We start from the raw sequence: 11,806 nt of genomic DNA on the forward strand, positions 1-11,806 counted from the left end.
CAGATGTCGGACGGATCCCGCGAGAACGTCCGACATCTGGAGTGTCGGCCCCGGAATCGGATCGGATCGGATCGGATCGACCCGCGGGGCGCTCAGCCCAGCAGCAGGGCGTGCAGCTCGCCGGCATCCGCCGCGCGCGCCTTCGCGCCCTCGGCTTCGTCGGGGTGGCCGAAGCCCCATTCCGAGAAGATGACCGGGATGCCGTGCTCGGCCGCGCCGTCGACGTCGTGGTGACGGTCGCCGATCAGCACCGGGCGTGAGACGTCGACACCTGCCGAGCGCAGCCGGTCGAGTGCCTGGCCGACCACGAACGACTTGCCGTCGTGGTTGCCGACGGTTCCGACCCTGGCACCTGAGACCGCGGTGAACAGCGGCGTCAGCTCATAGTGATCGAGGATCGCCCGCACCTGGTTCTCGGGCTTGGTGCTGGCCGTCGCCTGCGGGATGCCCGCGGCGTGAACTGCGCGCAGCACATCGGCGACGCCGGGGTAGAGGTCCACCGAGGCCGCGTATCCGTCTGCCGCGGCGAGAGCGCGATACCGCCGCACCGCCTCTTCGGCCTGCGCGGCGTCCATTCCCGCGCGCAGCTCGAACGACTCCAGCATCGGCGGGCCGATCCACGACGACAGCGCCTCGGCCTCGGGCTCAGGCAGACCGTACGACGCGAACACCTGTTGCAGGCGGGGGAGGATGCCGGCGGACGCGTCGGCGATGGTGCCGTCGACGTCCCAGAGGACGCAGGTGTATGACGAGGCGGGCATGCATCCAGCCTACGGGGCGCAGAGGATGCTCAGAAAAGCCGGGGGATGCCCGACTCGATGCCCTTCATGCCCTCGTAGTCGAGCACGACGCACCGGATGCCGCGATCCTCGGCGAGCACGCGGGCCTGGGGCTTGATCTCCTGGGCGGCGAACACCCCGGTGACGGGCGCGAGGTGCGGGTCGCGGCCGAGCAGCTCGAGGTAGCGGGTGAGCTGCTCCACACCGTCGATGTCACCGCGCCGCTTCACCTCGACCGCGATGGCGGCGCCCCGGGCATCCCGAACCATCAGGTCGACGGGACCGATCGCCGTCGGGTACTCGCGACGCACCAGCGTCGCGCCCTCGCTGATGAGGTCGACCTGCTCGGCGAGCAGCCGCTGCAGGTCGGCCTCCACGCCGTCCTTCTGCAGCCCGGGGTCGATCCCGAGCTCGTGCTGCGAATCGTGGATGATCTCGTAGATCTGCACGCGAAGCGCGTCACCGGTCTTCTTGTGAGTCACCCGCCACACCTCGATGACACCGGCGCCGGCCTCCTCCTCACCGGGGACCTCCGGCGAGAGCGAGCACGGCGGGCTCATCCAGTTCAGCGGCTTGTAGCTGCCGCCGTCGGAGTGCACGAGCAGGCTGCCGTCGCCCTTGTGCACCAGCAGGCGCGTGGCGAGGGGCAGGTGGGCGTTGAGCCGACCGGTGTAGTCGACCGAGCAGCGGGCGATGACGAGACGCACCCGTCGAGCCTAGTTCGTCAGGGCGGGGTCGGTGGCGCGCAACGGCTTCGCGGCCGACGAGAACAGTCCCGACATCACCACGAGCGCCACCAGGATGAACAGGGTGTTCAGCAGTCCGATGTGCTCGCTGATCAGACCGAGCACGGGCGGCCCGCCGAGGAAGGCGACATAGCCGATGGTCGCCGCCGCGCTCACCCGGGCTGCCGCCTTGGCCGGGTCGTCGGCCGCGGCCGACATGCCGAGCGGGAACCCGAGCGAGGCGCCGACGCCCCAGAGCGCGGCTCCCAGAAGCACCAGGGGGAGGTTCGGGGCGAGGATGAAGAGCAGGATGCCGGATGCCGCGGTCGCGGCGAGAACGCGCAGCACGGCGACCCGACCGAAGCGGTCGACGAGCGGCCCGCCGCACAGGCGCACGGCGGTCATGCCCACCGAGAACACGGTGAGCGCGAGCGCACCCATGCTCACCTCTTCGCCGTGGCCCTCGACGACGCCGAGGGCGATCCAGTCGTTGGCGCCGCCCTCGGCGAACGACATGCCGAGCATGACGATGCCGAGCGCGTACGTGCGCGGCTCGCGCCACGCCTCGAGAGCGGTGTGCAGACGTCGGCGCACCGACGGCTTCTCGTCGGGCGCCGGGTCGAGGGCCGCCTCGCGCACGGGCACCTGGACGAAGCAGATGACGGCAGCGGTGAGGATGATCGCGCCGATGATGCCGGCATGCGTGGCGACGTTCATCGAGAGCAGGGCGGCTCCTGCACCTGCGCCGGCGCCGATGACCGTGCCGAAGCTGAAGAAGGCGTGGAACACCGGCAGGATCGTCTTGCCCATCTGCTGCTCGATGGCGGTGGCCTCGACGTTCATCATGACGTCGACCGAGCCGTTGCCGAAGCCGAACAGCACCATGCCCAGCACGACGACGGGAATGGATCCGAACACGTCGGTGCCGACGCCGATGAGGATGACGCCCGAGCCGAAGAGCACCATGCCGATGAGCATCCCCAGGCGTGCGCCGGTGCGGGCCATCACGACCGGGCCGGTCGATATGCCGATGATCGACGAGATGCCCATAGCGAGCAGCAGCAGGCCGATCTGCGCCTTGTCGATCTGCAGCGCGGCTGCGATGCTCGGCACCCGTGACGCCCAGGTCGCGATCGACAGGCCGCTGGCGAGGAAGATCGCGAAGATCGCGATGCGCCAGCGGACGAACTGCGAGCGGGTGAGGGCGGTATCCATCCCGACAGTGTATCGAAACGATTCGATACACGAGCCCTTCGGTGGGAGCCGCGAGCTATCCTCGGAGCATGGGCACCGGGATGCGACGAGCGACGATCGCCGACGTCGCGCGCGAGGCCGGGGTGTCGACATCGACGGCATCGGTCGTGTTCAGCGGCAAGGTGAACGTCGCAGACGCCACCCGGGAGAAGGTCCTCGCGGCGGCGGCGGCCCTCGGCTACACCGGACCCGACCCTCGCGCCGCCTCGCTGCGCACGGGTCGCAGCGGCATCGTGGGGGTCGTGCTCGCCGGTGAGCTGCGGCACGCGTTCCTCGACCCGGTCACCACGGTGATGATGGATGGCCTGACCGACGCGCTGGCGTCGATCAGCACGGGCATCCTGCTGCTGCGCGACGACCCGCGCGACGACGAGCCGCCGGCCATCGCCGAGGCACCCGTCGACGCCGTCGTGCTGATCGGATGCTCGGCGCGGGCCGGCGAGCTGCTCGAGGTCGTGCGGCAGCGCGGCCTGCCCGTCGTGGTGATCGAGGGTGGGGCCGGTATCGAGGTTCCGCAGGTCACGCTCGACAATCGTGAGGCGAGCGCGACCATCTCCCGGCATGTATTCCAGCTCGGGCATAGACGAGTGGCGAGCATCACGCTGCCGGTGGACTCGGCGCGAGAGCGCGTGCCGCTGACTGCGGAGAGGGAGGCGGTGGCCACCGTCTCTGTCACGCTCGACCGGCTGGCGGGCTTCCGGGAGGTGTTCCCCGGGGCGGTGGCCGTCACGGCGGGGGGCAGCCTGGTCGACGAGGGCTACCTGGTCGCCCGCATGCTGCTCGCCACCGACGACGGAGCTCTGCACGACGACCGGCCGACCGCGATCATCGCGCAGAGCGACCTGCTCGCCGTGGGCGCCATCCGAGCGGCTGAAGAGCTCGGACTGCGGGTGCCCGACGACCTCACGGTGGTCGGCTTCGACGGCATCGCCGCCGACGGGCTCGGCTCGCTCGAGCTCACCACCATGGCGCAGCCTGCGCTCGAAAAGGGTCGCGCGGCAGGCGAGCAGGTGACGCGGATGCTCGGGGGCGAACCGGGCGAATCAGTGCACTTCTCGTGCGAATTCCGCGCTGGGGAGACATCTGCCCCGCCTGTTCACTGAGTCGTCGCGCAGCGGGCATTCGGCCCCGCATTGTCTTCGGATTACGCTATGTGGTTATATAACCTCATAGCGTAACTCTCAGACCTCGCGAAGGCAGGCCAGAATGAACCAGCTGGGCCCGGCGGACATCCGTCGCAGCAATGCCCTCGCGTGCCTGTCTGCGCTGCGTGCGACCGAAGACCCGGTGACGATCAGCGAGCTGGCGGCGGTCACGGCGCTCTCTCGTCCGACCGTCGAGGCGGCCATCGCGGGGTTCGAGCGACGCGGGACGGTCGTCGCCGCGGCGGCATCGGCCGGATCCAGTGCCGGAGGCCGGCCGGCACGGCGGTACATCCTCGACGAGATGAGTGCGCTGGTCGCCGGCATCGACGCCGGTCCGCGCAACGTGCGCGTCCTCATCTCGGACCTCCGCGGGCGGGTCGTGAGTCGCGCCCACGCGACGGTGCCTGGGACGCCGACCGCCGCCGAGCGTATCGACCTCGTCACCGACACCGTGCGGCAGGCCCTCGCGGCGAGCGGCGCGGCCCCCGACCGACTGCATGCGAGCTGCACAGCGGTCTCCGGAATCATCGGCGACGACGGCCGACTCGTCGACAGTTTCGCCGTGCCGGAGTGGAACGGCGTTCCCATCGCAGAGGAGGTGGCGCGACGCTTCGATTGCGAGTCCCTGATCGAGAACGACATCAAGCTCGCCGCCTACGCCGAGCATTACATGGGTGCGGCACGCGGTATCGACGACATCCTCTTCATCCAGATCGGCAACCGGATCTCGCTCGCGCAGACCTTCGGCGGGCAGATCTTCCAAGGCGCTCATCGCAGCGCCGGAGAGGTGGGAAGCCTGCGCGGTATGCGCTGGACCCGCACCTCGGTGAAGGGGAACCTCGCATGGCGCACCGGGCCGACCGGCGAGGATGTGCTCGCCGCGGCATCGGCGGGCGACGTGCAGGCGCTCGAGGAGGTGCGCGGATTCGTCACTGAGATCGCGCCGCTGCTCAGCACGGTCGCACTGGTGGTGGATCCCGCCCGGATCGTCATCGGCGGGGGACTGTCGCGCGCGGGAGAGCTCTTCGTCGACATGCTCCGCGACGAGATCCACCGCCTGATCGTCCTTCCGGCGCAGCCCGAGGTCCTGGCCTCGCCGCTCGGCTCGATAGGCTCCGCGGCCGGAGCGCTCGCCCTGGCCTTCCAGCGCGGCTCGCAGCGCCTGTTCGGCATCCCGGATGCCCCGGTGCCCACCATCACCATGCCCGCCGACGGGAAGGCAGCGGCATGACGCTCCGAGTGGGGATCGTCGGCGTCGGCGCGCGAGCCGAGATCGGACGATGGGTGAACGATGCCGGCGTCGACGCCCGACTGGTCGCCGCCGTCGACGTGCGTCCCGAGGCGGCCGCGCGGGCCCGGCGTCTGTTCGGCGACGACGTCGCGTTCGTCACGTCCCTCGACGACCTCGGGGCGCTCGACGTCGACGCGGCGATCGTCACGACTCCGGACGACGCCCACGCGGATGCCGCGGAGTTCCTGCTTCGCGCAGGAGTCGCTGTGTACCTCGAGAAGCCCCTCGCCATCACGGTCGAGGACTGCGATCGCATCCTGCTCGCGGCGTACGAGTCGGGCAGTCGGCTGTACGTCGGGCACAACATGCGCCACATGGACGTGGTGCGTCGTCTGCGCGACATCGTCGCGAGCGGTGCGATCGGCGAGGTGCGAGCAGTCTGGTGCCGGCACTTCGTCGGCAACGGCGGCGACTACTACTTCAAGGACTGGCATGCCGAGCGTGCGAGGGTCGGCAGCCTCCTGCTGCAGAAGGGCGCCCATGACATCGATGTCATCCACTGGATCGCAGGCGCCTATACCGAACAGGTCGTCGGCATGGGCGACCTCATGGTGTACGACAGAGTGACCTCGCGTCGCGACAACTCCGATCGGCTGCTGCGCGACTGGTTCAGCCATGACAACTGGCCGCCGGAAGCGCAGATCGACCTCAACCCCACAGTGGACGTCGAGGACGTCTCGATGGTGCAGATGCGGCTCTCGAACGGAGTTCTCGCGTCGTACCAGCAGTGTCACTTCACTCCCGACTACTGGCGCAACTACACGATCATCGGCACTCGCGGTCGAGCCGAGAACTTCGGTGACACAGAAGGCGGCGTCGTGCGCGTCTGGAACCGTCGGCACGACTACCAGGAACGCGGCGACCTCGAGTTCCCCATCGCCGGCGACGCGGCAGGCCACGGTGAAGCCGATCAGCTGACGATGGCCGAGTTCCTCGGGTTCGTCGCGCACGGGGGAAGCACGGCGACATCACCCGTCGCCGCGCGCCAGGCCGTCGCGACGGGCATCACCGCCACCCAGTCCCTGCGGCAGGGATCGGTGCCGATGACCATCGCGCCACTCGCTCCATCACTCCAGCACTACTTCGACAACCATCAAGTCCCCGCCTGACGGCGGGCGGGCGCTGCCTGCGCCCACCGAACGAAAGAGAGAAACATGCGGTCCATGCGAAGCGGCATCGGCGTCGGCATCATCGTCGGTGCACTCCTGCTCACCGGCTGCTCAGGCGGCGGAACGAACGGCGGAGGCGAGGTCGACACCTCGCTCGATCCCGCCGACATCAGCGGCAAGCTGTCGTACGCCATCTGGGATGTCAATCAGCAGCCAGGGATGGAGGCGCTGATCGACGACTTCAACAAGACCTACCCGAACGTCAAGGTCAAGATCGAAGTCACGGCGTATGCGCAGTACTTCACCAAGCTGCAGACGCAGGCGTCGTCGGGCACCCTCCCCGAGGTGTTCTGGATGAACGGCCCGAACTTCCAGCTCTTCGCCTCGAACGACATGCTCGCGCCGCTGTCACCGCTCGTCGAGGCCGACATGCTCGACACCTCGAAGTACCCCGAAGCGCTGAACAGCATGTACAGCCTCGGCGACGAGCAGTACAGCGTGCCGAAGGACTTCGACACCATCGCGGTGTACTACAACCGCGAGATCCTCGAGCGGGCCGGACTGGAGGAGCCCACCTCCGACTGGACCTGGGATGACTACCGGGCGATGGCCAACCAGATCACCGACCGCCTCGGCTCGGAGGGGATCATCGGCACCGGCGAGAACTACGACAACCAGCCCATGCTCTACCCCGCTATCGTCAGCAACGGCGGCAGCATCATCAAGGACGGGAAGTCCGGCTACGACGACCCGAAGACCATCGAGGCGATCCAGTTCTGGCGCGACATGGTCGCCGACGGCGCCACGCTGACCCCCTCGCAGAACGCCGACACCACCGGCACTCAGCGCTTCCTCAACGGCCAGGCCGGGATGGTGTGGTCTGGCACGTGGCAGGTCGCACCGCTGCTGGACTCCGTCGTCAAGGACAAGATCGGCGTCGTCGAGCTGCCGCTTGCGCCCTCGGGCGACCGGCAGACCGTCATCCACGGCATCGGCAACTCGATGAGCGCGAAGGCGGCCTCCGACCCTGCCGCTCAGGCGTTCCTTGCGTATCTCGGCTCTGAGAAGGCCGCGCTCATCCAGGCCGAGATGGGCACCGCCAACCCGGCCTACGAAGGAACCCAGCAGGCGTTCGTCGACTCGGCACCGGCCTACAACCTGGAGATCTTCCTCACCGCCGCGGATGAGTACGCACAGCCGTACCCGATCTCGAAGAACACCAGCGCCTGGAACAAGTTCGAGACCGAGCTGCTCCCCGAGGCGTTCTCCGGCGACCGTCCCGTCGACGAGGTCGCGAAGGAGCTCGCGGAGAAGATGAACGAGGCTCTCGGCAAGGAGAAGTGAGTCGGATGAGCTCCGCACGGAACGGGGTGGGCGCGCGCACCGCGCCCACCCCGGCCGTCCCGGTCGCGAAGCGAACGCGATCGGCCGACGGCTACTGGCCCTTCGTCTTCGTCGCGCCGCTGTTCGCCGGCGTGATCCTCTTCTACCTGTGGCCGCTCGCCCAGTCCGCCTACTACAGCTTCACCGAGTGGGGAGTCTTCGGTGGAGCGACCTGGATCGGCGCCGAGAACTACGTGCGTCTGCTGAACGATTCGCAGACGCTGCGCTCGATCCTGAACACGGTGATCTACACGGCGATCCTGCTGCTCGGCATCCCGATCGCCACGGTGCTCGCCAGTCTGCTGAACCGGCCGGGGCTGCGTTTCGCGACCCTCTATCGGATCTGCTTCTTCCTGCCTTACGTGGCGATGCCCACGGCGATCGCCATGGTCTGGAAGATCATCTACAACCAGGACTACGGCATCATCAACGCGATGCTCTCCACCCTCGGCATCCGCGGACCCGCGTGGATCTCCACGGAGTGGTTCGCGCTGATCGCCGTGTCGGTACTGGGACTGTGGATGTCGATCGGCTTCAACATGATCATCCTCGCCGCCGGCCTGAAGGGGATCCCCGCCGAGCTGTATGAGGCCTCGTCGCTCGATGGCGCCTCGCCGACGCGACAGTTCTTCTCGGTGACCGTGCCGCTGCTGACGCCGTCGATCTTCTTCCTGACCGTCATGCAGCTCATCAACGGCTTCCAGCTGTTCGACCTGCTGTACGCACTGCTCGGCCCGACCAACCCGGTGATGCCCAAGACGCAGTCTCTGGTGTTCCGCTTCTACGATGCGGCCTTCCTCGCCAACGACAAGGGCTACGCCTCGGCAGTGGCGATGGTCATCCTGCTCATCATCGCCGCGGTGACACTGCTGCAGTTCCGGATGCAGAGGAAGTGGGTGCACTATGTCGATTGACACGACCAGCACGACAGGGTCGGCGACCGAGGCGATGGTGACCCTCGGGCGACGCTCCGGCAAACGCCCCGTGGCCACGACGCGCGGCGGTCGCACGGGCAACCACACGATCGCGCACGTCGTGCTCGCTCTCGCATCGCTGCTGATGATCTTCCCCTTCCTGTGGCAGGTGAAGCTCTCACTGTCGACCGAGGCGGAGATCATGGCGATCCCGCCGAACTTCTGGCCGTCCTCGGCCGAGTGGCAGAACTACGCCGAGGTGTTCCAGCGACTGCCGTTCCTCAGCCAGTTCTGGGTCTCGGTGGGCGTCACCGCGCTGCGCACGCTCGGCCAGGTGCTGCTGTGCTCGATGGCGGGCTATGCCTTCGCGCGCATGCAGTTCCGTTTCAAGGGCGTGCTGCTGGCACTCATCCTGTCGATCCTGATGGTGCCCGCGCAGGTCTACCTCATCCCGCAGTACCAGATCATCCAGGGATTCGGACTGCTCGACACCGTGCTCGGCATCGCCCTGCCGGGACTGTTCAGCGCGTTCGGCACCTTCCTCATGGTGCAGTTCTTCCGCACCATGCCCGCGGAGCTCGAGCAGGCCGCGCGTCTGGACGGGTGTAACAGCTGGCAGATCTTCTGGCGTGTGATGCTTCCGCTCGCCAAGCCAGGGCTCGTCTCCCTCGCCATCATCACGATCCTCGCGTCGTGGAACGATCTGCTCTGGCCGCTGGTGGTCGCCAGCACACCCGAATCGATGCCGCTGTCGGTGGGTCTCGCGACCCTTCAGGGCTATCGCGCCAGCATCCACACCGGAGTGCTGATGGCGGCCTCGCTGCTGGCGATGGCGCCCGTGCTCATCTCGTTCATCATCCTGCAGCGCCGGGTCGTCGAGGGCATCGCCTTCTCCGGGCTGAAATAGAAGGGAACTCATGACTCACTCAGCAGAGTCCGACCCGCTCGTCGTCGGGCTGGTCGGGGCCGGCGGCATCTCGCAGGTGCACGCCGCAGCGTGGAAGCAGCTGGGCGCGCATGTCCTCGTGCACTCGCTCGCGGGAGCGGAGGAGCTCGCCGCCCGGCACGACCTCGAGGTCGTCGGCTCGCTCGACGAGCTGCTCGCACGGGCGGAGATCGTCGACATCGTCACGCCGACGCACACGCACGAGCAGATCGCGCTCGCCGCCGTGGCGGCAGGTCGCAACATCGTCTGTGAGAAGCCGCTCACTCTCTCCGCCGAGGCGACGCGTCGAGTCCATGCCGCGGCGGTGCGGGCGGGCGTCCAGATCTACCCCGCGCACGTCGTGCGATACATGGCGCCGTACATGCGGGCGAAGGCCGCGGTGGATGCCGGGCGCATTGGCACGGTCGCGGTGGCGCGCTTCTTCCGGGAAGGATCATCGCCCGCAGACGGCACCTGGTTCCAGAACGAGGCGCAATCCGGCGGCGTGATCATGGACCTGATGCTGCACGACCTCGATCAGGCGCGGTGGATCTGCGGCGAGGTCGAGACGGTGTACGCGGTGCAGAATCCGCCGAGCGTCGACGGCATCAGTCCGCCGTTCGTCTCAGCGCACGTGTCGTTGACGCATGTCGGCGGCGCGATCTCGCACATCCACGCCACGTGGGGCGCGATCGGCACGGTGTTCAAGACCGGGTTCTCGCTCGCGGGCGATCGCGGCGTGCTGGAGTACTCGTCGCTGGAGAACACCGGGCTGGTGCTGGAGGCTCAGGGGCACGAGCAGGGCGACCTGACCATCCCCGAGGCGGCTGTGCGGGAGAGTCCGTACCTGACCGAGCTCCGTGACTTCGCCGAGTCGTTCCGCAGCGGGCGCCCCGCGCGGGTGAGCGCGGAGGACGGTGCGATGGCTGTCTATCTCGCTCAGGCGGCGCAGCGCTCACTGAGCACCGGACAGGTGGTGACGATGGCGGAGCTCGCGCAGCAGCGGACCTCCGACCCGGACAGCGCTCATCAGGCGCAGGAGGAGACAGCATGAGCACGGACAGGCCACTGCGCATCGCGATCGCGTCCTTCGCGCACCTGCATGCGACGTCCTACATCGCCGCCCTGCAGGCCAGCCCGGGGATCGAGCTGCTGGCGAGCGATCCGGACGGGGCCCATGCCCCGGATGACCAGCCGCGCGGCGCCGCCCTGGCGGCCGAGCTGGGCGTCGACTACGTCGACGACTACGACGCGCTCTTCTCGTGGGGGCCGGACGCGGTGATCGTCACGAGCGAGAACGCCGGGCACCGCGCTCTTGTCGAGCGGGCGGCGGCAGCAGGGGCGCACGTGCTGTGCGAGAAGCCTCTCGCCACCGAGGTCGACGATGCGCGTGCCATGGTCGACGCATGCGAGCGAGCCGGCGTCATCCTCATGGTCGCCTTCCCCGTCCGCTTCGCCCCGCAGTTCGCCGCGATGCGTGCGCATGTGCAGGCAGGCAGCATCGGCCACCCGTTCGCGATCGTGGGCACCAACAACGGCAAGATCCCCATCGACGCCCGCCGCTGGTTCACCGATCCGGATCTGTCGGGCGGGGGCGCGCTCGTCGACCACGTCGTGCACTGCGCCGATCTCATCGACGCGCTCACCGGCGGGGAACCCGCGGTGACGGTGTACGCGGCGGCGAACCGCATCCTGCATGCCGAGAAGGACGTCGAGGTCGAGACAGCCGGACTCGTGACCATCACCTACCGCAGCGGCCTCATCGCCACGATCGACTGCTCGTGGAGTCAGCCCGATTCCGCTCCGACCTGGGGCGGGCTCACCCTGAAGGTCACCGGCTCGGCGGGCTCGGTAGAGATCGCCCCGTTCGCCGAGCGCGTCGACGGGCAGGGCGCGGACGGTCCCATCCATCTCGGTTACGCAACCGACACAGATGCGGCCCTGCTTCAGGAGTTCCTCGACGCAGTCCGGACGACCGGAAGGGCCAGCGCCGGAGTGGCCCCGACCGTTCGCCCGCAACCGGATGGCGGTGTCGGCATTCGCACGGTGCAGATCGTGGATGCCGCTCGGCGATCCGCGCTGAGCGGCGCGCCTGTGGCCGTCGAGGCGCTTCCCGAGGAGTGAACGACGCGGCATACGAGAGCCGCTCAGGCGAAGCAGTGCGGGTGCCCGTTCGGGCATCCGCACTGCGGGATGTGAGACGAGGTGACCGCAGGGGCGAAACGCGCCCGTAGAATAGAGTCACATCGCCCGCCTGTGCCGGAAGGTCTCGACGAGCTTG

Annotated in this window: 11 protein-coding genes; 8 read left to right on the forward strand and 3 right to left on the reverse strand. The window is 68.4% G+C overall.

Annotated elements, in window-relative coordinates:
• Nucleotides 1–92: 92 nt before the first annotated feature.
• Genes AB0O65_RS00005 through AB0O65_RS00015 form a run of 3 tightly spaced genes read right to left on the reverse strand, consistent with a single transcriptional unit; the run spans nucleotide 93 to nucleotide 2,719 of the window.
• Entirely contained in the window at nucleotides 93–761 is a 669-nt protein-coding gene (locus AB0O65_RS00005) for an HAD hydrolase-like protein (RefSeq protein ID WP_363381909.1), read from the reverse strand.
• Nucleotides 762–790: 29 nt separating this feature from the next.
• Nucleotides 791–1,486, reverse strand: coding sequence for an endonuclease NucS (gene nucS / locus AB0O65_RS00010; RefSeq protein WP_101187778.1), 696 nt, complete (start codon nucleotides 1,484–1,486; stop codon nucleotides 791–793).
• Between the two features lie 9 nt (nucleotides 1,487–1,495).
• A complete protein-coding gene (locus AB0O65_RS00015) occupies nucleotides 1,496–2,719 on the reverse strand; it encodes an MFS transporter (protein ID WP_363381912.1) in 1,224 nt (407 codons plus the stop codon).
• 68 nt (nucleotides 2,720–2,787) lie between these two features.
• Here AB0O65_RS00015 and AB0O65_RS00020 point away from each other — a divergent pair, with 68 nt between their 5' ends.
• The 8 genes from AB0O65_RS00020 to AB0O65_RS00055 all read left to right on the forward strand — a co-directional run bounded on the left by AB0O65_RS00020 (nucleotide 2,788) and on the right by AB0O65_RS00055 (nucleotide 11,649).
• The gene (locus AB0O65_RS00020) at nucleotides 2,788–3,861 is read left to right on the forward strand and encodes a LacI family DNA-binding transcriptional regulator (RefSeq protein ID WP_363381915.1); all 1,074 of its coding nucleotides are present in this window, start codon (nucleotides 2,788–2,790) and stop codon (nucleotides 3,859–3,861) included.
• A 103-nt stretch (nucleotides 3,862–3,964) separates the two neighbouring features.
• Nucleotides 3,965–5,134 (forward strand): ROK family protein, encoded by a 1,170-nt coding sequence (locus AB0O65_RS00025; RefSeq protein ID WP_363381918.1) that lies wholly within the window; start codon nucleotides 3,965–3,967, stop codon nucleotides 5,132–5,134.
• Entirely contained in the window at nucleotides 5,131–6,303 is a 1,173-nt protein-coding gene (locus tag AB0O65_RS00030) for a Gfo/Idh/MocA family oxidoreductase (protein ID WP_363381921.1), read from the forward strand. The genes AB0O65_RS00025 and AB0O65_RS00030 overlap by 4 nt, the downstream gene beginning before the upstream one ends.
• A 45-nt stretch (nucleotides 6,304–6,348) precedes the next feature.
• On the forward strand, nucleotides 6,349–7,647 hold the full coding sequence (locus AB0O65_RS00035; RefSeq protein ID WP_363381924.1) for a sugar ABC transporter substrate-binding protein: 1,299 nt from the start codon (nucleotides 6,349–6,351) through the stop codon (nucleotides 7,645–7,647).
• A gap of 5 nt (nucleotides 7,648–7,652) precedes the next feature.
• Nucleotides 7,653–8,600: a sugar ABC transporter permease gene (locus tag AB0O65_RS00040; protein ID WP_363381927.1), complete on the forward strand. Its 948-nt coding sequence runs from the start codon at nucleotides 7,653–7,655 to the stop codon at nucleotides 8,598–8,600.
• On the forward strand, nucleotides 8,590–9,507 hold the full coding sequence (locus AB0O65_RS00045; protein WP_363381930.1) for a carbohydrate ABC transporter permease: 918 nt from the start codon (nucleotides 8,590–8,592) through the stop codon (nucleotides 9,505–9,507). Before AB0O65_RS00040 ends, AB0O65_RS00045 begins: the two co-directional genes overlap by 11 nt.
• A 10-nt stretch (nucleotides 9,508–9,517) precedes the next feature.
• Nucleotides 9,518–10,579 carry a Gfo/Idh/MocA family oxidoreductase gene (locus AB0O65_RS00050; protein ID WP_363381933.1) on the forward strand — a complete coding sequence of 354 codons (1,062 nt, stop codon included), beginning with the start codon at nucleotides 9,518–9,520 and terminating at the stop codon, nucleotides 10,577–10,579.
• Complete coding sequence (locus AB0O65_RS00055) at nucleotides 10,576–11,649, forward strand: Gfo/Idh/MocA family oxidoreductase (protein ID WP_363381936.1); 1,074 nt, start codon at nucleotides 10,576–10,578, stop codon at nucleotides 11,647–11,649. The genes AB0O65_RS00050 and AB0O65_RS00055 overlap by 4 nt, the downstream gene beginning before the upstream one ends.
• The last annotated feature ends 157 nt before the right edge of the window (nucleotides 11,650–11,806 follow it).

The organism is Microbacterium sp. NPDC077391 (assembly GCF_040686955.1).
Classification (GTDB): Bacteria; Actinomycetota; Actinomycetes; order Actinomycetales; family Microbacteriaceae; genus Microbacterium; species Microbacterium commune.